This window comes from Caballeronia sordidicola (assembly GCF_001544455.2).
In the GTDB taxonomy this organism is placed as follows: domain Bacteria; phylum Pseudomonadota; class Gammaproteobacteria; order Burkholderiales; family Burkholderiaceae; genus Caballeronia; species Caballeronia sordidicola.
The window spans coordinates 19,199-43,022 of record NZ_FCOC02000006.1; the positions used below are offsets into that span (position 1 = coordinate 19,199).

The 23,824-nt window shown below is 58.4% G+C and carries 13 protein-coding genes and 1 pseudogene; 6 read left to right on the top strand and 8 right to left on the bottom strand.

All coding sequences use genetic code 11. The features are described 5' to 3' along the window. Window positions 1-42 precede the first annotated feature (42 nt). Window positions 43-2,676, top strand: a complete 2,634-nt coding sequence (gene tssH, locus AWB64_RS12415; protein WP_060819312.1) for a type VI secretion system ATPase TssH — start codon at window positions 43-45, stop codon at window positions 2,674-2,676. Between the two features lie 27 nt (window positions 2,677-2,703). After that, window positions 2,704-3,825 (top strand): type VI secretion system protein TssA, encoded by a 1,122-nt coding sequence (gene tssA, locus AWB64_RS12420; RefSeq protein ID WP_099050531.1) that lies wholly within the window; start codon window positions 2,704-2,706, stop codon window positions 3,823-3,825. Window positions 3,826-3,846: 21 nt separating this feature from the next. Here tssA and AWB64_RS12425 read toward each other — a convergent pair whose 3' ends face one another. The 4 genes from AWB64_RS12425 to AWB64_RS12440 all read right to left on the bottom strand — a co-directional run bounded on the left by AWB64_RS12425 (window position 3,847) and on the right by AWB64_RS12440 (window position 10,549). Continuing rightward, window positions 3,847-4,728, bottom strand: coding sequence for an OmpA family protein (locus AWB64_RS12425; protein WP_082850463.1), 882 nt, complete (start codon window positions 4,726-4,728; stop codon window positions 3,847-3,849). Window positions 4,729-4,732: 4 nt separating this feature from the next. Then, a complete protein-coding gene (tagF, locus tag AWB64_RS12430; protein ID WP_060819314.1) occupies window positions 4,733-5,722 on the bottom strand; it encodes a type VI secretion system-associated protein TagF in 990 nt (329 codons plus the stop codon). Further along, a complete protein-coding gene (tssM, locus tag AWB64_RS12435) occupies window positions 5,719-9,612 on the bottom strand; it encodes a type VI secretion system membrane subunit TssM (protein WP_060819316.1) in 3,894 nt (1,297 codons plus the stop codon). Before tssM ends, tagF begins: the two co-directional genes overlap by 4 nt. A 91-nt stretch (window positions 9,613-9,703) precedes the next feature. After that, window positions 9,704-10,549: a M15 family metallopeptidase gene (locus AWB64_RS12440; protein ID WP_060819318.1), complete on the bottom strand. Its 846-nt coding sequence runs from the start codon at window positions 10,547-10,549 to the stop codon at window positions 9,704-9,706. Window positions 10,550-10,683: 134 nt separating this feature from the next. Here AWB64_RS12440 and AWB64_RS12445 point away from each other — a divergent pair, with 134 nt between their 5' ends. Then, on the top strand, window positions 10,684-11,625 hold the full coding sequence (locus tag AWB64_RS12445; protein ID WP_060819321.1) for a hypothetical protein: 942 nt from the start codon (window positions 10,684-10,686) through the stop codon (window positions 11,623-11,625). A 906-nt stretch (window positions 11,626-12,531) separates the two neighbouring features. On the opposite strand, the gene AWB64_RS32265 is transcribed toward AWB64_RS12445, so the two are convergent. Together AWB64_RS32265 and AWB64_RS12460 are read right to left on the bottom strand one after the other, a co-directional pair. Continuing rightward, window positions 12,532-13,119 carry a hypothetical protein gene (locus AWB64_RS32265; protein ID WP_244164045.1) on the bottom strand — a complete coding sequence of 196 codons (588 nt, stop codon included), beginning with the start codon at window positions 13,117-13,119 and terminating at the stop codon, window positions 12,532-12,534. Window positions 13,120-15,042: 1,923 nt separating this feature from the next. Further along, window positions 15,043-15,246, bottom strand: a pseudogene (locus tag AWB64_RS12460) (IS110 family transposase); the annotation flags it as partial. 257 nt (window positions 15,247-15,503) lie between these two features. On the opposite strand from AWB64_RS12460, the gene AWB64_RS12465 reads away from it, so the two are divergent. Beyond that, a complete protein-coding gene (locus AWB64_RS12465; RefSeq protein WP_060819327.1) occupies window positions 15,504-16,634 on the top strand; it encodes an IS110 family RNA-guided transposase in 1,131 nt (376 codons plus the stop codon). Window positions 16,635-17,596: 962 nt separating this feature from the next. Here AWB64_RS12465 and AWB64_RS12470 read toward each other — a convergent pair. Together AWB64_RS12470 and AWB64_RS12475 are read right to left on the bottom strand one after the other, a co-directional pair. Then, a complete protein-coding gene (locus AWB64_RS12470) occupies window positions 17,597-18,493 on the bottom strand; it encodes an oxidoreductase (protein WP_060819658.1) in 897 nt (298 codons plus the stop codon). 279 nt (window positions 18,494-18,772) lie between these two features. After that, entirely contained in the window at window positions 18,773-19,996 is a 1,224-nt protein-coding gene (locus tag AWB64_RS12475) for an MFS transporter (RefSeq protein ID WP_060819330.1), read from the bottom strand. A gap of 135 nt (window positions 19,997-20,131) precedes the next feature. Here AWB64_RS12475 and AWB64_RS12480 point away from each other — a divergent pair, with 135 nt between their 5' ends. After that, a complete protein-coding gene (locus AWB64_RS12480; RefSeq protein WP_060819332.1) occupies window positions 20,132-21,079 on the top strand; it encodes a LysR substrate-binding domain-containing protein in 948 nt (315 codons plus the stop codon). 1,452 nt (window positions 21,080-22,531) lie between these two features. Next, window positions 22,532-23,563: a serine hydrolase domain-containing protein gene (locus AWB64_RS12485; RefSeq protein WP_244164046.1), complete on the top strand. Its 1,032-nt coding sequence runs from the start codon at window positions 22,532-22,534 to the stop codon at window positions 23,561-23,563. Window positions 23,564-23,824 lie beyond the last annotated feature (261 nt).

A 23,824-nucleotide genomic window follows, 5' to 3' on the forward strand; every position in this document is an offset into this window, starting at 1 on the left:
GACGTGTCGAGAACCGCGCTATGACTTTACTGGACGTCAATAATGAGCACGCCGTTGAAGACCTTGATTGCAAAGCTGAACCCGACGTGCCGCCAGGCCGCTGAGCGCGCTGCAAGCGCTTGCCTGTCGCGCGGCCACTATGAGGTGGAGCTGGAGCATTTGTTCATTGCTTTGATCGACGTGCCGGCGAGTGACACCGTGCTTGCCTTGCGTGCAAGTAATATCGATCAGTTGGCTGTGCGGCGCGATCTCGAACGCGAACTGTCGCGGCTGCAAACCGGCAATACGCGCACGCCCGTGTTTTCGGTGCATTTGATTGCGCTTTTCGAACAGGCGTGGCTGATTGCTTCACTGGATGCGCAAGGAGCACTGATCCGCTCGGGTCATCTGCTGCTCGCGTTGGCGAACGCGCCCGAGCTGGCGCAATTTGCACAGCGCATGTCGCCGCAATTTGCTTCGGTGCGTGTCGACCGGCTCAAGCATGAGTTCGATCAACTCACGGATGGTTCTGTCGAATCTCAGCCGGTGCACATGGAAGAAGCCTCGTCGCCCGCATCCGCGGGCGCGTCACGCACGCCCGCGCTGGACACCTATACCAGCGACCTCACCGCGCGCGCGCGTCAAGGCAGCATTGATCCGGTGATCGGGCGGGAAGGGGAGATCCGCCAGGCAATCGACATCCTGATGCGGCGCCGCCAGAACAACCCGATCATGACCGGCGAGGCCGGCGTCGGGAAGACAGCGGTCGTCGAAGGGCTGGCGTTGCGCATTGCGGCAGGTGATGTTCCCGTGCCACTGCGCGAAGTCGCGCTGCACGTGCTCGACATGGGTTTGCTGCAAGCAGGCGCAAGTGTGAAGGGCGAATTCGAAAACCGCCTCAAGCAAGTAATCGATGAAGTAAAGAAGAGTCCCTATCCGATCATTCTTTTCATCGATGAAGCGCATACGATCATCGGCGCGGGCGGTCAGGCCGGCCAGAACGATGCGGCAAATTTGCTGAAACCGGCGCTTGCCCGTGGCGAATTGCGCACCATTGCGGCGACCACGTGGAGCGAGTACAAGAAGTACTTTGAAAAAGATGCCGCGCTTGCCCGTCGTTTCCAGGTCGTCAAGATCGAGGAACCGAGCGAGCCGCTCGCCGCAGCCATGTTGCGCGGCATGAGCGCGCTGATGGAAAAGCACTTCAACGTACGCATTCTCGACGACGCCATCACCGAAGCCGTGCGACTCTCGCATCGCTATGTCAGCGGACGGCAATTGCCGGACAAGGCCATCAGCGTGCTCGATACAGCGTGTGCGAAAGTCGCGCTCGCGCAGAGCTCGGCCCCCGCTGTCATCGACGATACAAAAAGGCGCATTGAACGCACCGATGTCGAACTGGCTTCACTGGAGCGTGAAGCCGCGAGCGGTGCGCCGCATGACGAGCGCATCGCGGTGTTGCGTGAGGCGCGTGCGGCTGACCTCGAAACGCTTGAACGCGATGAAGCGCGCTTCCAGCAAGAGCGATCGCTCGCGGGTGAGATTGAAGCGCTGCGCCGTCAGATCGACGCCGCGCGCGATGGCGGCGAAGCATCGAGCGTCGAAACTATTCGATCAACGCTCGACGCCCGCGTGAGCGAATTGCGCGCATTGCAGAACGCACAGCCTATCGTGCCGCTTCAGGTCGACGGACATGTCGTCGCGGAAATTGTTGCCTCGTGGACCGGCGTCCCGCTTGGGCGCATGGTGAAAAACGAATTGCAGACGGTGCTCAATCTGCCGGCGTTGCTCGCGGCGCGCGTGATTGGCCAGGATCATGCGCTTCTCGCGATCGCGCAACGCGTGCGGACCGCGAGCGCAAACCTTGAGGATCCAGACAAGCCGCGTGGCGTGTTCATGTTCGTCGGGCCGTCGGGTGTCGGCAAGACAGAGACGGCGCTAGCGCTCGCCGACGTGCTGTACGGCGGCGAGCGCAAGCTCGTCACCGTCAACATGAGCGAGTACCAGGAGGCGCATAGCGTGTCAGGCCTCAAGGGTTCGCCGCCGGGCTACGTGGGTTACGGCGAGGGCGGCGTGCTCACCGAGGCGGTGCGCCGAAACCCTTATTCAGTGGTGCTGCTCGATGAAGTCGAGAAGGCGCACCCCGACGTGATGGAGTTGTTCTTTCAGGTCTTCGACAAAGGCATGATGGACGACGCCGAAGGACGCGAAATCGATTTCCGCAACACGCTGATCATCCTGACATCGAATGTGGGATCGGCCGCTGTGATGTCCGCTTGCCTGAACAAATCCGCCGACGAGTTGCCAGGTGCGGATGAACTCGCCGAGACATTGCGGCCGCAGCTTTTCAAGGTGTTCAAGCCGGCTTTCCTCGGCCGCATGAAGGTTGTTCCGTACTATCCGATTCCGGACGACGTGCTTGCTGAAATCATCGAACTGAAACTTGGGCGCATTGCGCGACGCATTGAAACGAATCATAAGGCCTTGTTCGAGTGGGACGAAAGTCTTGTCGATGCCGTGCTCGCGCGTTGCACCGAAGTCGATTCCGGAGCGCGAAACGTCGATCACATTTTGAGCGGCACCTTGCTGCCGGAAATTGCCGGACACGTGCTGGAAAGGATGGCGAGCGGCGAGGCCATCGCACGCATCACGGTCAGCGCCGGCGATAGCGGCGACTTCAATTATGCGATCGCATGATTCATGCATCAAGAAACAAGACCGATCATGTCCACCACATCCATTTTGCTCGAGCCCGTATCCGCATTGTCGCCTTGCGGCGATGACCTGCTGTTTTCCGCTGACTTCGATGCTGTCCAACAAGCGCGCCGCTTCGATGACCCGTCGCTCGACCAGGGCGAATGGATCACGGAGATCAAGGAGGCCGACTGGCCTTTTGTGATCGAGCGCAGCACGGCATTGCTCAAGACGCAGACCAAAGACTTGCGTCTGGCCGCCTGGCTGACCGAGGCGCTTGCAATGCGCAGCGGAATCACGGGGCTCACCGACGGCTTCGTGTTGCTCAAGGGTCTGTGCGAGCGTTATTGGGAACACGTCCATCCGCTGCCCGAAGGCGACGATGCGGAGTATCGGCTGGGCAATGTTGCGTGGCTGATCGGACGCAGCGCGGAGTTGCTGCGTGCCGTTGCGCTCACCGACGGCGGCGGTGTCCGTCATAGCGCACTCGACTGGGAGATCGCCACGCACGCGGCGCAAGCGGCGAAACGAGACCCCGATCACGCCGATGACATCACGCGCGGCAAGCCATCAGTCGAAGCAATAGAAGCTTCGCGACGGGCTACGCCAACGGGTTTCTATGCAACGTTGCTTGGTCAGCTGGCGGCATTCGAAGTCGCGATGCTCGCGCTTGAGAAGGAGCTGGATAACCGCGCGGGAGACGACGCGCCGAGCTTTCGCAGGGCGCGGGATGCGTATGAGACTGTGTACCGGCTGGCGGAGCGGTTCGCGCGGGACAGTGGCGTGAGTACGCCGGCGGACGTACCGGTTGTGGACTTTATGAAGCCTGTTGTGCCGGACGCGCCAATGCGTGTTGAACCGTCGTTCGAACAAACTGCAGCACCACCCCGGGAGGAGCCCGTGTTCAAGTCCACGCCACTCACCGCGAGTGCAAGCGGCGCTCAGGCGCGGGTGCAGGCCGTCGCGCAATTACGCGAAGTCGCCGCATTTTTCAGGCGCACGGAACCGCATAGCCCGGTCGCGTATCTCGCCGACAAAGCCGCAGAATGGGCCGACATGCCGCTGCATGAATGGCTGACGACCGTGGTCAAGGACGATGCATCACTCGCGCATATTCGCGAGCTGCTGGGGGTGAAGGAGAAGGCGGAATAGCGCGGACGCGCTTTCACTTGATTACTGCCCCGCCCGAAACTCGATCCGTCTGTTCCGCGCGCGCCCGTCGTTCGTATCGTTTGATGCGATCGGCTGGTCCGGTCCGACGCCCGTCGTATTCAAGGTCTGCGGACTGATGCCCTTCGCCACTAGATAACCCTTCACCGCATCCGCGCGCGCCTGACTCAGCGCAACGTTCGACGTCCGGTTGCCGGCGTTGTCGGTGTGTCCGATTACTTCTACCGTACGTGTCGACATCTTCGCGAGCACCGCCGCCATCTGATTGAGAATCGTGCGTCCTTGCGCAGTCAACGTGGCGCTGCCGGTTTCAAATTCGATCGTGCGATTCGCAAGCGTCTTGTCCAGCAATCCCTGCTCGGACGCCGTGACGCGAAGACCATTCTTGATGGTGTATGTCGGGTTCAGCGAATTTGCCATGTCGCTCGCAATCTGCTGGCGCTGGGCTTCATTGCGCACTTCGCCTTTTACATCGATAGCCGTGCCGTCTATCTTCAACTGCCCCTTGCTGATTTGCTTTAATTGCGGGTTGATCAGCTTCTGCACATTGGCGCCCCAGTTCGGCGGCGTGGCGACATCGCCGACTTCGATCTGATCCACGACGTTGCTCGCGCCATAGGTGTCGCGCAAACGGGAAAGTACTGCGGCCTTGGTCGCTTCATCGGGTACGGTGCCGCCCGCCACAACCTGACCAGGCACCGTATTCGCCGATGCAGGCGCGGAGACGATCGCGCCCGTCGCGTTCGGATTCTGCAATGCGCCCGCGCCCGATGCGCCTGGCAGTGCAGTGGTCCGCACGCTATCTCCCGCGACCGGATTCACGGTCGTCTGCGCATGGACCGTTGCGGCGCCGATCATCAGGCAAGCGGCAATGACAGAACGCATAAATTCAACCTCCGACAAATACTTCGCGAAACGTATCAATTGCGACACGCAGCGAGAGTTGCGGTTGATCGAGATAGCTGACGAGCTTGCTGATGTCATGATTGTTCTGGGCATGTGCATCGATCCATTCAGGATCGTCGATATCGATGTTGTGCGACGCATAGACCTGCGGATCGACAATGCTCTGCAACGTCTTCGCCGACGCGCCGTTGAACCCCACCACCAGCCGCTCGCGTGAAGCAATCGTGCCGATGAAGACAGCCAGCTCGAAGTCAGCTCTAGATACAAACGGTGCGATCAGCTCGAGCCACAGCGCGGCGACGAGGCTCCGGTAGAACGGATCGTTCGGAAGCGGCAGGGTGAGCCCGCGCTCCAGATGCGACGAGCCGCTGTCCATCACGGGCTTGAGCAGCGAACCCAGTGCGAGCATCGCGCCGCGCAGACGCACAGGATGACCATTCGCAAGCAGCATCTGTTCGAGGCCGGCGAGCGTCTGGTGCTCCACAAAATCAGCGAAGGTGCCATCGTGCGGATTGCGCTGTGAATCAATATCGACGGCAATTTGTGTGTCGCCGAGCGCCTGTAGCGCGCCGGGCGGTTCAACGTCGCCGAGCAGCGGCTGCATTTGCGTTGCGATGCGGGACCACAAGCGCGCGAACGCAAGCGGACTGCGCGGCAGGAAACTCAGCGGCCTGTCGACTTCAAGCGCTGCTGCCGCAAGAAACGGGAAGCGCCGTTGCGACTGATCGTGGCTCGTCACCATGTGGCCGGCGATTGCGAGCTTGCTCTGCGATCCGAGGAACGCGAAGTGCACCGGCCGCGCTTCGTCGTAGACGATCTTCCAGCGCGGATCTTCCGCGAGCAGCTCCATGCCTTGCGCGACATAACGGTCGAGCGTATTGAGCAGTTGCGGATGGTTTGGGCTCTTGACGAAGTCACCGCGTGACGGAATCTTGCCAAAGTACGCAACCTGCGCTTGTGCGGTCTGCGTCATTGCGTATCTCCCATGCCTGATGCCGCGTTGGCGGTTTGTCCGGAGCCGGCCGGCGCCGTTGGCGTCACGGGAACCGCAGCCTTGCCGCCGGCCGCAGCGACATCGGCAACCGATGAAGGCAGTTGCAAGCCGCGCAAGCTTTGGCGCTGAGGCGCGTCGCTGCCGCCTGCGCCTGTTACGCCGCCGCTATTTGCCTGTGCCGAACTGATGATCCGCATGCTCACCGAAATGGACACCGCGCCTTGCGTCCATGTGAGATCGAACGTTCCATCGGGACGGCGCTTGCGCTGTGCCGCGTTGATCAGCTTCTCAAGCCCATAACGCCCGGGTTCGTTGACGAGTTCGATGGTGCGTCCATCGAACGTTGTCGCCGTGAGATGCGCGCCCGCTGTTCCCTGCGGATTGGGCCACACGAAGTTCGTCCATTGCGGAGGTGTATTCCGGTACCGCAATTGCTGGCCATCGATCTCGAAGGTGAACTCTGTCGTGCCCGTGCTCGGTTGCGGCAGGATCTGGAACACGGTCTGCGGTTCGGCCGATCCGGCGCCGCCCGCTGCGCCATTCGATGCACCGCCCGCAAGCGGCGCGACCCAGCCGGAAAAACCGTTCGTGAACGCGGGCGTGAGTGCGAGACCCATGTCGCCCCATGTGCGAGCCGTGAGTGCATCGCCACGACGCACCGCAAGCGGTCCCAGCGTCGTGCCGACAAACTTCGCGATCGACCCGTCCGGTCCGAACACTTGGGCAATTTCACCTGCGCCGGCTTCCACACGGCCGTTCGCGGCGAATGGATACTTGCTTGCAAGCGATGCCTGGAATGTCTGATAGACCTGCGCGTTCCAGACCTTGTTCACCTCGACCGAAGCAGGCTGGATGATCACGGCATACGCCTGCATCAACGGACGTACAAGCAAGGGACGCAAGCCCCGCCGCTGCGAATCCGTGAGGCCATTGAGCATCTGCTCGTCAACGAGTTTCAGCGAATCGGCGAGTTCCGAGCCGCTGCCATCCAGCGTCTGTTGCATCAGTTGCCGCGCGCCAGGTCCCGGATCGCCCTGGTTCTTGAGGATATTGAAACGGGTCCGCACCTTTGAGAGCGAGTCCATGTAGTTCTGCAGCATGGAGCCGCTGTCATGTTTCACCACGATACGCGCGAGCCCGGAGAACTCCTGGCCGACGGGTCCCATGGGCAATTGCACGGGGCGGCCGTTGAGATCGATGTTCGCATTGATCGCGCTGTTCGACGAGCGCGAGAACAGGTTCGTGACCCAACTCTTCGCGCGCTCCATCGCGCCCGCTTTCACACGATCGACTTGCACGGTCGCGAGCGACGGGTTGTCCCACGACGTTTGTTCATACGCCGTTTCGAGCACCTTGCGGATAGGCGAGTTCTGCGGATCGCCAAGGCGATTCATCGAATCGACGGCTTGCCCGAAATTGCCGAAGCTTTGCACGACCACGCCTTGCATGAAACGTGTCCACTGGGCTGCGTATTCGGTCTTGTACATCGCGACCAGCGCCTTCTGGATCTGCTCGGGGCTGCCTTCCAGCGTCAGGTCGTCGTGCGCGGAGACGTTGAGCACCCAGTCCTTCGCCTGCAGTTCCTTGGTCGCCGCATCGCGGATCGCGGGCTGCACGTAGTCGCTCCACGCTTCACGCGTGAACGTCCCGGGAATCGCATAGCTGCCCGCGACCAGGCCACCGTTGTCGTCGCCGACAATGCGCGCGATCGTCATTGGCGCGAAGCGGGTCGAGGCACGCGCCTTGATCTCTTCGTAGACACGTTCGCGCGCGGGCAGACCGCGCACGACATGGCGCAGGTTCTCGCGCGTCTGGTCGACGAGTGCGAGATTGGGCTCGATCATTGGCCAGTCGTTGTCGCTGACACGTGACAGGTAGAACGTGAGCATGCGTTCGGCGCTGCGGATCATCTGGTCGCGAGGCATGTTGCCGCGATTCTGTTCGAGCCAGCCGCGCCAGAACCGTGCAACCTGATCGGTCAGGTGCGCCGTCTCGGCATGCCGCTTGTCGCTCAGCATGAGGTAAGTTTTCAGCGCGTTGTAGGCGTCTTCGACATTGGACGGCGATGCGTCGTTATAAAGGCCGCCATTGTTGTTCGCCGCGGCCATCGCATTGCGCGCATTGGCCGTCGATACCGCCATGGCGCCCGTTTCGGGCGGCCGGGTCATCGGCGAAAGTTGCTCGGGGTGCGCGTTGACGTCCTTCATAAACGAAGCAAGATTTGCCGATACGGGCACAAGCAGCAATTGCTTTACGCCGAAGTAATACTCGGTGAGCAGATGCTGTTCGAGACGATCGCCCTGATACAGACCCAGCGATACCGAAAGAGGGCGCTCGCGGCGGAACTGATCGAGCTGCTCGATGCGGTCTTCGAGAATGTCCATGGCTTCGAGCCGCGACTGCAGATCGTTCCGGTTCTGCTGCAGCTTTACCACTTTGTCGAGATCGGCCTGAACGTTCGACGCCAGTTGCTGGTTCCCAATGGTCGACCACGTCCACCCGCCGAGCAACAACGCGAGGATTGCAACGAAGCCGAAGAACGCGGCATAACGTGTGCGCGTCTTGACCGGGCTCGCGAACTGGCGGACGGTCTCACGGTCCGCGAATATCACCTTCGAGAACAGATTACGCAGGAAAAAGCCGTTCTTCGAGAACGCGCTGTGCGGCTTGGGAAGGTCGTCGCCGTTGAGTCCGAACCGGTGCGCAATGCGCTGCGTCGCAGCGCTATTGGTTGTGCCTTCCTGCAACGCGCTCGTGAAATAGAAGCCGCGGAAAATTGGCTTGTGCTGGAACGGGTTCGCTTCGAACAGCGTGGCGAGGAATGTGCGCAAAGTCGGCTTGATTGCCGAGAATTCGAGCGGAAAGCTCAATTGCCCGGGCGAGAGCTTGAGGCCGCGGTTCATCGATATCTGCGCGACGCTGATTTCTTTCAGGCCTTCGTGCAGCTCGTCGAAGCGGGTATCGAAAAGGCCGACCACGTCGCGCTTTTCATCGGGCTCGTACGGCAGCGTCGCGCCCCAGACGCGGTCGTATTCCTGCTTCTCGTTGCCACTGAAAAATTCGGTGAAACCGGTTATCAAGTCGGCCTTCGTGAACATCACGTAGACCGGTGCGAACACTTCCAGCTTCTCGGTCAGCTCCTGCACGCGTTGGCGCAGGTTCTTTGCAAGGTTAATTGCGAACTCGGGGCGGTTGTTCGTGAGCTCTGCAATGCTTGCGGTCACGATGATGCCGTTGATTGGCGCCTTGGGCCGGTAGCGCTTGAGCAATCCTAGAAAACCCAGCCATTCGCTGCGGTCTTCTTCGTGGATGGAATAGCGGCCGGCGGTGTCGAGCAAGATGCCTTCGGTGGTGAAAAACCAGTCGCAGTTGCGCGTGCCGCCTATGCCGTGGATGACGGCATCGTTTTTATCGGCGAAAGGAAATTGAAGGCCTGAGTTCAGCACCGCGCTGCTCTTGCCTGCAGCGGGGTTGCCGATCACGATGTACCACGGCAATTCATAAAGCGCGGCGCGCCCCGACGCTTGTCCGATCTTCGACGTCTTGATCGTTTTCACCGCAGCGGAAAGGCGCGCTCGCAGCGTTTCGAGTTCAGCCTGCTTGACCGGTTCCGCCGATGCATGCCCGCGGCCCGTTTCCGCCTGCTGTTCAAGCATGTCGCCCAGCTTCGCATTTGCGCGCCTTCTTTTGTGCCTTTTCCAGGCCCAGGAAACAAGCCAGAGCAGTACCGCCGCGCCGAAGACAGACGCTGGCCAGACCCAGTCGATTTCCAGCAAATCCGCGCCAATAAACAGGAATGCCGCCAGTGTGACGGCGCCCACGATGGTCAGCGTGCGCGACCGGGTCAATACGTTCAGGATGCGTCGCATAGTGCAGTCAGATTATTGAAGTTTTGATAGCAACCGCACGAATGGCGGCATTGCGACGGTGAGCGCCAGAGCCGCATTTCCCGTAGCGGATTCAATGCGGCTGCCCGATCTTGAAGCCGGGCTTGTGATATTCGACGTGGCCGAGATCCATCATTTTCCAGCGGCCGCCCCATGTCAGTCCGACCGATTCGGCAGTTTCGCCATATAGCTGGTAACCCCGCATTGCCCAAGCATCCTTTTCGGAGATGACGATTTTGCCGTTTTGCAGAAAAGCGTTATCGGCGGCAAGTCCGTATTGGTGATAGCTTTGAAACGCGCCGGCATTGGTTATATTGCTGCCCATTAGAGCCAGCCGATTCTGCCGCTCCGGGCTTCGATAACCCTCCAATAGCGCCATTTCGTATCCGTGCTGTTCACGCATGATTTTGTACACGAGCAACAAGCGCGTCCGAAAATCGGCGTCAAGCAGATTCCAGTCACGGCTTGCGTCTTTCAAGGCTGGCCGCACCTGCTCGACTTCGCGTGTTGCAAATACATCCGGTGGTAAGGGTGGAGGGGGTACGAGTTGTTCGCCGTTGAGAAGCGCCGCTATTTTCTCGTCAGGAACCCGCAGGTCGTCGTCGTATTGAAATAATTGTCGTTTGCGCATTACCAATGCCACTAACGGCGGCGCGACAAGAATACCCGCCGTCGACAAAATCAGCAAGCGTCGGCCAAGAAGTACGCGGCGTGCATCTATAAACGACATTCTGGAAATTTTGACCGAATATGCGAGCCGGTCTTTCGCAAAGGCCTGCCGCGCGGACGTCCGGACTCGCATGCCGTCAAACAACCGAAATACAAAACTAAATACCGTGGAGCGAAGTCCCGGTAAGAACAGGAGCGCTGCTATACAGACAGCAATGCTGAAGTACGCGAAAATTGCGACTGCGATCAAGGCTTGCCCCGGAAATCTTTGGCCATTGTATTTTGTAATGCAAGCTTTTAAAATCGGTTGTCCGTTGAGCCGCCGAAACGTGCTTCCGGCGTATTATCCGGGTAAATCCAACCAAGTATCAATGAGACATTTTAATGAGCGTGCCGGACCCTTCGAATTCCAAAGCGCCACCCAGTTTACTTTCTTCCAAGGGGAAATCCGATCAGGCAAATGGTGCGCGAATTCTCGCGAGTCTCGAAGGAAGGGTAGAGGGCAGTTCGGAACGTCCGGCAATAGGCAAAGCGGCTTATGCGGCGCTGGGCTCATTGCTGCTGGGCATAGCCGCGTGGGGCGGATGGCATTATTTCAGCGAGTCCCGCCCCGAGTCGGCCGTTCACGCTCAGCTAGCAACCAGCGCAAATAACTTCAAAGCGGCCACTCCGCCTCCGGTTACAAACGCGAGTGAATCCATCACAGCAAAGAATGTCCCGGCATCTGCCGTGGAAGATAAATCGCAGGCCGCCGCAATCGTGGCCACCGACGACGACGCGGAACCTGGAACCACTGGAAGGATTGCGAGCGCCCTTGAATCGGGAGCGGCTTCAGCATCGTTCATGTCCAGCGGTACGCGGTCTGCGAAGAGCGTGATCGCAACCGAAGCGAGTCGTAAAAAGGATGAGGCTACGGCAAAGACATGCACCGCGCATATCGACGCAAAGGCCGAAAACAAATCAATCAGGCGAGATGTTCGCGAATCGCGCGGAAGGTCGGCATCGAAGCATGAAGCACTCGCCGCACAGAACAGGAGCCGCTCCGGAGCGCCAGCTGCGGCTAAGCAGGATGATCAGGATGTCGATCTGCTTGCCGCACTGGTTTCTCGTACCAAACCCTATACGCCGCCGTCAGCCGGCAAGGCGGCCTTGACCGGGACGCCGGCATCCATGAAAGCGGATCCCGGTATTGCGACGCGGCTGAAGCAGTGCGGAAAGGAGAACTTCTTTTCTGATGAGATCTGCCGTTGGCGTGTCTGCAACGGGTATTGGGGCAAGGACCCGGCTTGTCCAGCAGCATCCGCGAGTAACGGTGGACAAAAGTAAAGCGAGGTGGGAATGATTTAATTCCGTTATCTGTCATGCATGGAAGTTACGGGTCCGTTGTGGATGGAATCTCCCCGCGGCCCGATGGCTCAGGTAATGCGTCGTGTGAGCGAAAGACTCACCTCGCTTGATGCAGGCAGCAGTGACGGTATTCAAGATGGAAGCGGTTCTGGCACATACGGTAAATCGGTCGGATTATTGTGGTGCTGCTGGATGATCTCGTCCTCATATCTTGCGCTAGAGCCCATAAATTTCCAAGAAACTCTTGAAAACTCACTTGTCGGCCGCTGTAATCGATGGTCTGCGTTCAGCGCTTCCGGTACTCTTCCACGCATCTAGCAGCTTCCAAAGCTTCACAGCTATCGACTGCGGCTTTCACAACGGCGCGAATAAGGTTCCAGTCAATTTGCACACGGAATTTTAACGTTGGACGAACCCTTCTTAAGAATGGATTCGATTTGTCTACCATCCGGCCATCGTGTCCACGTACCGCTGTTGCTAGTGGCCGGCCATTTCCACTATTGCACAAGAGGGCGTGGCGCGAAGCGGGCGCGCGGCAGACCCTTCCGCATGGCAGCAGAGTTTCATCCAGCGTTAGGCAGATTCGATGTCTGTAACGCGAGGTGCAATGAATTTTTCGACCAGTGAAATCGAACCGGGTCTTGCGTTTCGCTCAGCAGTAAAGCTCGCAGCTGCAATCCGAACGAGGCGAGTATTAGGCCACGGTTCTCCAATATACAAGAGCACACCCGTCCTCGTATTGATGATGCTTGTCTTGACGACAAGAAAACGGATCGCCCGAACAAATGGTCGAGCAAAGACGGTCATTGCCTCAGCGGCGATTAATTATGCCGACAGATCGCTCAAGGGCGATACGAAAACACTGTATCGCCAGGATTTGCGCGCTTATCCCCGCGGGTGACATTCCCCGTTGTTAAAAGTCGGCGGATTAAGCGGCGTTAGTCCCGGAATCATAAAGGCTGTGCACGAAAAGCGGCGGCCCCTACTGGTCGTGGCGTCGTAGCCGACCTGCTGTCCCCCGAGCGCATTTTTTTGTCCGTATTTGACATTCGATATGGTGATTTCGTCTGACGACGCCAGTCCCAACGTCTTGGCGGTAGCGGTCTGAACATCAATCATGTTCATTTGCGTTGTACCGCAGGCCGATAATACCGCCCCGAAGGTAGCAATAACGATCGCGTTTCTTATTCTCGTAAACATTTTTTCTCCATAGAGCCGTGATTTACTTCGCGTCGCAGGATAATAAACGAGACTGACAAAATGGTAAATACCAAGCCACACCCTTCTAGATGTAAATGCTGTGTGGCTTCGCGTTAATCCGGCATCGTAGGAGATAAACTCCCAGGCAGACGGATTGTGCAGGTGCGGATAGTCCTTGATAGCGTATAGGTCGAACGACATCCGCCCTAGCTTGCGCGCAACGATGTCGACACCGGCTTCGCGCGGTGCCTTGACCATGAAAAAAGGATACATGCGACTATTAATTCAATCATCGCGGATATTCCGAATGGGCCACGCAATCGGATAAAACAATATTGCGTGGGGTCCTCGACGATCTCCTGGCCTTCGCGCGGACACGAATCTTTTCTCGCGCGGCGGCGGAATTGAGCGTGTTCAATTCGATGCCGAGCTTCACGATCAAGCGTCTGGGACGTCGCCTCGGACATCCCCTGCGTCGATGAACCAGCCGTAGCGTGGCACCCACCGCCGACGGGCACACACTGCTGTTGACGCTGGACCCGGCATTGGGCGCGATGAAGGTGCCCGAGTGACTTCGGCCAAATTCGCGATCGCATTTCGGGGATTCATCGGATCACTGCTCCACGACAAGGGTATGAGGCGGTCAACATTGTCTACAATTTTTGCGATGGATGGGATGACCGTGCTGGGTTGGACCCGCAGATACACTGTTGAACAGCGGACCTTAAGTCGTTTCAGAATGGTTACGCGTTGCGAGATGACTTTTTTGCTACGATCCGTGACCTTAGAATTTTGGCTAGAAAGAATGGAGGGCTACTACCATTCCGTTAGCCAAAGCATGGGTAAGTGAGGTACTCAAAATTGGTCTTCCAAATTGTTTCGCCTCGGCTATGAAAACAGTGGCGAGCACACACGCGCCAAGTAATACGTTAGATTGCACGTCGATCTGAATATCCATGCAGAGCCGTAAAGATTATCGCTGAAGCGATTCCTGCAACCCACCCGGGCTGCCCGAGCCTCCCAATTATTAATCGGATCGGCAACCATTGTCCGACTATCGTTTCGAGAAAAGGCGCTACTATTACCGCCAAGATAACGTGAAACTCTGACGACAGATGAGGGAAAGACTTCGCGTGTGTCGACGGCTCCCCAAGCGTCCACCATTCGACGAAAACGAGCAAGATCTGGCCAAAGGACATCAGCGCGGCGCCGCCGATAATCAACTTGTATCGGGGAACCGATGCTAGCGATGTATTTGTGTTCCAGCCAACGTCAAAAAGCAAAAGTCGCTCCGTAATGAGGATGCAAGAGCCGTCCGTATTTCGAACAGGCAAATCGGCTTGATTTTACGCAGTCCCGGAGGATTGCGGCCTATTCAAGTCGACCCGTCGACATGCCCCTTAGCCGAACCCAGTCCGGCAATTATGCGATGAAGAAGGTCGCCGGTGATTGGTCCGCGTCGGCCAGAAGTCTATCCACTTCGGACTTTCGACTTTTAAGAAAACGGACGTTTGATCTCGTCCTCGTGATAACCCGCACGGCTGGGGTGCGGCGGAAATTGCGCGCTGTACGTTGGGATCGAAGTGGTTCCGATACCAATTACTCGACGCCAATGCCCGTGCGATTGCCTTCTACGAGCGAAATGGCCGGCGATTTGCAGGCGCTCAAGCTGGCTTCATCGACACAACGCTGGTGATCGACCGTCGGTACCTGATCGAATTAAAGATTGTCGTCTATCTTGGAGGACGCGATGACAGTCCGTTCCTGTTAAGACAGTATGACTTTATATGGACGCCTCCCTTTTTGCGAAGGTTTTTCGTGTGCATGACTTGATGGGGCGGTTGCTGCTTTATATCCGGCCTGTTGCAGCCAATCATTCGGCTGCGGGCCCCGATGAAATCCGCTGACTGCCACCTCATTTCCGTGTCGATCTGAAGGCTCTTCGTCATACCCAGGTTTAGGGAGTCCCGGTCCGACCTATCTTGTCATTGCACGCGATCGCCAACGCAACCTGTCGAGGTGCCTCCTGTGAGAACAGCTCCTTTGTAACGCAAATTTTTTAAAGAGATTTCGAGCTTACGTACGCTCTGCTGTACTGCCTGTCGTGGGCGAGAAGTGCCCAGATGGTTCTAGCGATCTTGTTCGCTAGTGCCGCGATTACCACGTTGAACGGTCGGCGTTTGCCAAGCTGCTCGACCCCATCTTCGTGAGCTGGCGCGCCCAATGCTGCGCACCGCCACACGCTTCCATACCGATCAGGCAAGGTGCCCGGTTCGCGAAGTAGTCGAGAAACCTATCTCGCTTGACTGGCTTGTCGACGACTTCACCTGTGTGCGGGTCGACCCAGTGCACCTGAAAGACGCTTTTGGCAATGTCGACGCCTATGGCCGTATGGTTCATGGCAGACCTCCTCCGGTTGGCTCTGAAGACCTCAATGATCTTCCATTCGGGCCGTACCGATACGGTCGGTCCGTGAGTGAGCGAGTGAGTATGTGTGTTTGTTGATCGCTTCCACCACGTGCGAGGTGGGAGGCGTCCATTCCATTTCCGTGAGGCAAGGCTGGCCCACCGTGGGGGAATCTAACGCGGGTTAGCATTGCCAGAGCCGCACGGTGTGGGCGGTGCCACACCCGGCGATTTCCCTCACGGAGGCCAGCATGGAAAACGATAGCACGGTGTACGTAGGCCTGGACGTTCACAAGGACTCGATCACGGTCGCCTATGCTCTCGGCACGGGCGAGGTCGAACTGCCCGGCAAGATCGGTACGACGAAGACGGATATTGATCGACTGTGCAAACGTCTTCAATCAAAAGCTCGCCACGTACGGGTCGTCTACGAGGCAGGGCCATGTGGCTACGGCCTTTACCGGCAACTTGTCCAGAAGGGGTTCGAGTGCATGGTGTGCGCACCGTCGTTGATTCCCAGGAAGCCCGGCGATCGCGTCAAGACGGATCGGCGCGATGCGGTCAAGCTTGTACGAGCCCTACGGGCCGGGGACCTATCAGAGGTGCACGTGCCGACCGTCGAGGACGAGGTGTTTCGCGACCTGGCCCGAGCATGGATGACGGCCAAGGATGATTTGAGACAGGCGCGGCAACGGCTCAAATCGTTTCTGCTCGCACACGATGTACGCTATGCCGGTCACGCCGACTGGGGACCAGCTCACCGGCGCTGGGTGAGCCAGTATGCGTTTGGCAGCGAATGGCAACAATTCGCGTTTGAGGAACTGCGGCGCACGATTGAAGATCGACTCGCACAATGCCAGCGTGTTGAGACCGCCTTGCGTGAGGCAGTGACCAACTGGCGATTCTATCCGGCCGTCCTGGGCCTGCAGGCCATGCGCGGTGTGCAGTTCACCACGGCCGTTGGAATGCTCGCCGAACTCGGAGATCTGTCGCGCTTTGACCATCCGCGCCAATTGATGGCGTGGCTCGGCGTCACTCCGTCAGAACACTCATCGGGTGACAAGCGACGGCAAGGAAGCATCACCAAGACCGGCAATGTGTATGCAAGAAAGTTGCTCGTAGAAGCGGCCTGGAGCTACCGGCACCCCGCACGTGTAAGCACCGATATCCAGCGTCGGCACGAAGGCATTCCCAAGGCCATCATTGATCGCGCCTGGGACGCGCAGATTCGACTATGTCGCCGATACCGGAAGCTGGCCGCGCGTGGCAAGAATGCCCACACCACGGTCGTGGCCGTCGCCCGTGAACTGTCAGGCTTCATCTGGGACATCGGGCGCCTGGCGATGTCGCTCGCGTTGCCACGTAGCACAGGGGCAACTTGATTGCGAAAGACCACAGCACTCACCCGATGCTCCACCAGTTTCCTGAAGGCGGCGTAGCCCGGTTACTCGAGTAACCCGCGGCACAATCCCGCAACGGATATCACCCGATTTGCGGCTTAAGAATGCGGCAGGCTCATGAGACGGTCCTCTGTAATGCGGTAACCAACCCGCGGATATCAGGATGATTCACCGTCGAGATTTACTGCTACGCCGCCCTCAGGGAATTCATTTGCGCATAAGAAACATACGAACCACATATTCCGATTGACACGAAAAGTCATATCAGTTGTGGGTTCCGGAGACTCTGGCCCTACCGTCGAGTTCACGAGTTTTGAATTCAACCGTGGGAGTGTCCGAATCCGGTGATCTATCAATGCATTCCGTGGCGCACTGGAGTCCGCACGCCAGTATTGACGTCGCAACTGACCGCGGAGGTTTCGTGGAAACGTCCAATGCACGGAGACGTATTTCGGCACGGCGATGGCGACGTGATGGTGGACGGAGTTACTTTGCACGCCACAGCTCGCACCCCCAATTATCGGGGTACCGCGAACAAGGCGTTTGCGATTGTCTTTCTATCGAAAGACCGAGTCCGCGTTTGAGGCCGCTGACTTGGTACCGTTTCCCGGCAAGGTAGACCGGGCCGCCGGCGATGGCTATGTAGCCCATGGACACGAGACTCATTGAAGTCCGCGGGCAGGGCCGCGCAACAGGTATCAAATAGCGATGCAGAAACACTGGCCCGGATATAAATGCAAGCAGAGAAAGCCTTGATCCCATCGGTCGCGTCGACCTGCTGCGAGGACGCGACGATTTATATCGTCGGTCGAGCCAAGCGAGTGTAAGTTTATCTTGATCGACAAGGTATCTGTGCCGCCCTTTGTGTCGCTGCCATCTCGGCCACAATTTGGACATTTACCGTCGACGCTCAGGTTGTCAACAAATAAGTGCTCGTATATTGGCTAGCCAGGGCCGTCGCTGGCGGCCGCCAAAAGTGGCACGACCAGATCGCTGATCGGCGTCGGGATGCCGCGAGATCGACCGCATCGCTGCACGACCCCGTTCCGGCTGTCCCATTCGAGGGGGCGGCCGGCCTGTCGGTCGGCGAGGATGGAAGTGCCTAGATCGGCCGGCGAACTGTGAAATCCATCGATGATCTCTTGCGGAACTCCGTCGTTCAGTGTCGCGCCATCCGCACGAGCAACCTCAAGACATTCCTGTAGGTAGGCTAGCGATAGGTTGGTGATGTCGGTCCGGGAAAACATGCCGGCCCGGCGACCTGTCAGAACCATTAAACCTGCGACAGCGTTCTGTAGGAGCTTTCGCCACGCGACGGACGTGAAATCCGCCGCTACGTCGACCGAACATCGTGTGCCACGCAAAGCCGCGAGCACTACGCTGGTCGCCGGCGTGTCCGGCAAGGCCAGGCGTGCTTTGCCGCGTAGCCACACCGAGCCGTCCGGTTCGCGTTGAGCAGGAAACCACACCACCGAGGGCAGCACTGGGCCGCCGGACAAGTACGGCGCGAAGAGCGTTTTCTGCTCAACGCCGTTTTGCAGCACGCAGACAACGGTCTTCGCACTGCACAACGCAGACAGCCACGGTGCTGCTGCCTCCACTTGTGTCGACTTGACCGCGACGAAAACGAGATCGAACGTGTTCTTAATCTCGGCCGGATCAATCCGCACGGGCCCTGGTACAGCGACACGGCCGCCGTCGAAGCGCAGTTCCAGTTGCTCGCGCGCCGAGCGCCCGCAAATGGTCAGCGAACGCCCGACCTCGTGAAGCGCCGCCGCCATAGTTGTGCCGATTGCCCCCGGACCGACGAGGGCGACGGTTGGATTTTCAGACATCTTCATCATTTCCATTTTGTCCTAATTGTCTTTTGCTGCCCTGACAGCCATGCGGCTTCATCAGCTTAATCGCTATATCGCCCCGCACGATAGGAGGTTGCTTTTCGGTTACTCAGTCGTAGTTAAGTGATCTGATCAATCGGCAACCAAGCTCAGTTATGTCGAGCTGCGAGCACGCTAGCCTAGGGAAGGACGGATTGACGGGTCGTTTTGCATGAGCTTGCGGCGACTGGTCGAGGCGTTGTGCGTCCGGGCTGTAAGCATCGCCAGCTTTGCGGCCTTTGGTCACAGTCTTTCCTCGGGTGCCAGATGCGAGCGCAGTGCGATCGCCAGCGGAAAGATTGCTAACGCGGTCAGCGCAGTGGCGAAAGTAGCGCCGTGTACGCCGATCCGGTCGCCAAGAAAGCCATAGATGACCGGTGAGATCGCACCGGACGCTATCGTCCCCGTATAGAACAACGCGAATGCGCGCTCGGTACGCTCGGGAGCGGCCATTTCCGGAACTGTTCCATAAAGCACGGAGGACGTGCCGTTGAGCATCATACCTAGGAACGGCAGCAGCATCATGGTGAGCACCAGCGGCAAAAATATCACGGCGACAATGCAGGACGCCGTACCGCCCTCGGTGGTCAGCACCGTGCCTATCACTCCCATGCGTGCGCCAAGCCAGCCGCAAGTGAACTTGCCGGCAGCGCCACCTATAAAGACAAGCGCCAGCGCAGTCCCCACCATCGACGGCGAGACACCTTTTGCCTTGAGCAAGAACGGCAAGAAAGTGAGCAGCCCCATCCGCACGGCCGTATCGAGCACACCAATCGCGAGCAGCATGGAAAAACCCTTTCCCGTAGTGCTGCGTCCGTGGGCGGGCGCATCGACGGCTCCGGGCGCGGCGCGCGATATCGACGGGAAAAACAACGCAATGACCGCGGCAATCACGCAGCCCAATGCGGACACGATCCACAACGCATGACGCCACGGCATCATGGTCACGAGCAGCGAAATGGCAGCCGGCAGCGCGGATTTGCCGAGATCTCCGGAAAAATTGTAAATGCTCAGCGCTCCTCTGGCATTGCGCCCGTAGGTACGTGAGACGGCGCCCGACGCGATCGGGTGTTGCGTGCTTGAGCCGCTGCCCGAAATTGCCAATGCCACACACAGGCCGAACAGGCCGCCCGACATTCCTGCAACCGCATAGCCGAGTGCGGCCGACAACGTACCGAGGGCCAGCGCGGCCCGGCTGCCCAGCCACTGAGCCAGGCGTCCGGCAGGCAGTTGGAGCGTGGCCATCGTGCCGGCATAGATACCGCGCAGGATGGCGAGGGCGGCGAAATCAAGACCAAAGTCCGACTGCCAGACAGGTAGCAGCGCATAGATCATGTCTGTGTAGCCATCGTGCATCGCATGGGCTACGCACGAGAGCCACAACACGCGCGATTTTGATGGGGCGAGCGGCTGGGCGGTCGAATCGACTTCCTGTTCGGGCAGCGGGGAAAAAACGGGCAAGCGCATATCAATCCTCTTGTTGCGAGGCGACCCGCAAAGGCGCGCGGTGGCGCGTTCAGGCTCTATATGGCAATTTTATGTCTGGACCACATTGCATTCAATTGAGCTAATATCGCGTCAACGGAGAGAAAAAGTCACGTCATGGGTAGAGACACTGACACTACGAAAGAGCGGGGTAGGCTGCCGCCACTTAACGGGTTGCGCAACTTCGAAGCGGTAGCCCGGCATGGGAGCTTCGCCGGCGCTGCTACTGAATTGCACGTCACCCACTGGGCCGTTGGAAAGCAGATCAGGTTGCTGGAAGACTGGTTCGGGTTGCCCTTGTTCGAACGCCGCCCGCGCGGCGTTGTGCTTACCGACGAAGGCGCTGCGCTCTTGAACGATGTGAGCAACGCGTTCGAGCGCCTGGGCAGCGCGGCGGCGCGGTTGCGCCACGAGGAATTTACGCGGCGGGTGTCCGGCATCGTGCGTGTGAACGTGCTGGCAAGTTTCGCGCTGTGCTGGCTGCTGCCGCGTCTGGCCGACTTTCAGGCGCGATATCCGGACATCGAGGTGCGGGTATCGACCACATCGCGCAAGTTACGCTATATCGGCGATGCCTTCGACATCGGGGTTCGCTCGGGAACCGAACAAGGCGCTGGCGTCGTGTCGCGCGCGCTGATGGCCGACTTGCGTCTGCCCGCCTGCAGCCCTGCACTGCTGCGCCAGCGCCCGATTAAGGACGTGGCGGATTTGCGCCATCAAACCCTGCTGCATTCCGCCAGTACTCGCGCAGCGTGGTCGCACTGGCTTCGGGAGGCCGGCGCGCCCGAGCTGCAGGCTGCCCGTCATGCCGAGTTCGACCATGTGAACCTGCAACTTGCCGCGGCCGTGGAAGGTCTGGGTGTAACGCTCGCGTCGCTGCCGCTGATAGGGCGCGACATTGCATTGGGGCGCCTCGTGTGTCCGATTGCCGCGCCAACATGGCGCTCCGCAGACTACACGCTGGTGATCAATCTTGATCGCGGCGGCGATGACGCCGTCAAGGCATTTGAGCAATGGATCACGATGGTGGCCAGCCAAGAGGCCGCACCCTTCGAGCCTCATTAGGCCGTAGAAAGCGAGCCGGCGGTCTTCTATTCACGAATACTTCCAAGGGAGATATGAGTGACGACCTTACAGCGTATCCGCACGGGCCGGACGCCGTAGGATTCGTCTAAAGGCTGGGGTACCGGCAACACATGGCAACTGGGGTTTCGAATGTTGCCTAGGGACGCACGTTTTAAACTGTTCCTGGCTCGTGGTAATAACGAACGGCGACAACGCTTGGTCTCGTATCAACGAAATTGAAGCTTGTGTGGCATCGACCTACGAGTGGCGTTCATTGCATGACTCAATTCCGCAAAAATGAATGGCCGCTTTTGAGAATCTTGAATGATGGCAACGGGTCGAGAAGACCCACTCGCCAATGACCAAGGTTCACACTCGTCGACACCTAGTCGGGAATCTCGGCAAAGCAACCTGGAAGGGCCGTACGTTCATAGTCGGCTGCCGCCGGCTTAGGCCGACCCCCGGGCGGCTGACTCAGTCGGCACGCCGACCAGATCGAAAGCGCCACACGCGTCAGCGTTTTTGGTCCTTAGCCGTCATTGTTGTTGCAGTATGGGTAGGGTGTGTCCTGGAAGAGTGGGAGTCAAACCTGGCGGTGCTTTGCGGGCAACTGTTGGAATAGGCTGCCTGCAGCGCCGACAATGTTAATGCGAGAATGTGGGAAGCTGTTCATGAAGCAGGCCCGGGTTGAGTTTTTAGTATCGCATGCAATTCCCGGGTTGGGCGACCGCTTCTGGGCTCACGCGTCCTGATCGCAAGCGCTTTGCAACGGCTAGCCGCCAAGTTTCCGACTCCCTGCGATTTTAGCGCCTGCACAATTCTTTATAGCGTAAAGGAAGTCCCACGAATCATGAGCCGGCGCATTAAAGAGGCGGCTTTCCCGCATGCTATATGCAGCTTGCAATCGATTCCGCATCAGTCCATTCGCAGACTCGCTGTTTTCGCGTCTGCGAATCCGGTTTTTGAGAGACGCAAACGTATCTATTTGGTCGGCCAGCGCCAATCGCGTGTCTCGAGGGCGTGCGTTGGCTGACCAGCCACGCGCCCTCTAAACGGTTATGTTGCTAGCGCATTGCAGCGAATTAAGGGCCGGTATCTCTGTGGTGTGGTACATCGCTATCAATGATCTTGGTCTTAATGGCCAGCGCAACGCATTTGCAGTGGCGCAAACGGCGCTGGACAACCGCCTCTGTCTGCGACAACTTCGTGTATCTGTCGACCGATGTCGGCCCTGCTGTTGTCGGCCTTCTTCGCCCAAAGATTGTCATTCCAGTTTGGGAGTATTGCAGAAAACAAAACGGCTGGAAACGAGTCGATTTCGGGAGGAATCAAGCGCTCAACTCGGCTAGGAACAGATTTTCTTGAGCTAGATGTGATAGCGCAGGTTTTTCATGAAAGCAGGTTCAATGGTACGTTGTGTCGAAAAAGTAACTTGAAGAGTGGGGAACCACATTGGGTCCAGAAGAGATAACGTCTGTTCTTGCGACGCAAGAGACTGGAAACGTACTTTTTGTCACTGGTAAAGCGGTTGCTCGTCCGTGGGGCGTAGCCACGGGTTGGGCAGATGAGGCTCTTTCAATCCCTCTAACGTGTGATACGCCCTTCCGAATTGCAAGCAACACCAAGACATTCGTGGCGGCTACGGTGTATCGACTATGGGAGCAAGATAAGGTCGAACTCAGTGCGTCCATTCATTCGTTGTGTACGCCGCGTTTGAACGCCATCTTGAGCGCTCGTGGCTACGATACAAAATTGATCACAGTCTTTCACCTTTTAAATCACAGCTCTGGCCTGTGGAACCATGCCGACGACGATTACATCAAAACGGTACTTGCAAATCCTGAGCACCGGTGGACCCGCGAAGAGCAGGTGCGCCTTGCTGTTGCGAAGGCAGGCCCGCAAGGTAAGCCGGGCGCTCAGTACTTATATTCGGACACCGGCTACATCCTTCTGGGAGACATTATCGAGCGACTTACTGGAGAACCGCTTGCCCATGTTGTTCGGCGCGAGATGCGCTTTGATCGGCTGGGCATGGAGTCGACATGGTGGGAAGTGATCGAACCCCGGCCATCTGGCGTCAATCCGTCTGCGCGCCAGTTCATGGATGGGATAGACGTTACCCAGATTGACGCGACAATGGACTTGTACGGCGGAGGCGGCTTGATGATGTCGGCCCGCGATCAGGCCACATTTATGCGGAGCCTGTTCGAAAACAAGATTTTCGAATCGCCCCGAACCTTACGCGAGATGCTACAGGCCGGCCCTCACGAGGGCTCCGAGATCTACAGGGGTGGAGTCGCTGCTGGCGCTATTGATGGTCGCGAAGTGTTTTCTCACTTGGGCTTCTGGGGGACCGCCGTTTATTACGCGCCTTCGCCGGGTGTATCTGTAGCCGGGTTTACGACCGACAGAATGTTCCGGCCTGCGTTGGTTAAATTAGTGGAGAAAGTGCTGGGAGCGTCGCCGGGCGTGGAGGATTCATGACCCGTTTTCTGCGCTCAGAAAATGAATGTGGGGAACTCCTCGTCATGAGGCTGACTTCCATTACACCGTCTTGTGTTGTCTGGTCGCGATAGGTTCGACCATCACCTGTGGTCGGACGCCGCCCGAAGCCGCTAGATTGGCTGTAGCCGCTTCGCCGGTTCGAAGTTTGCCCCGGTCGGCCACTTTGAGACGATCGACACAGCAGTCTCGATCGTCGACAATCGAGGGACGAACACCAGATAGCGTCCGTCATCGATCGGC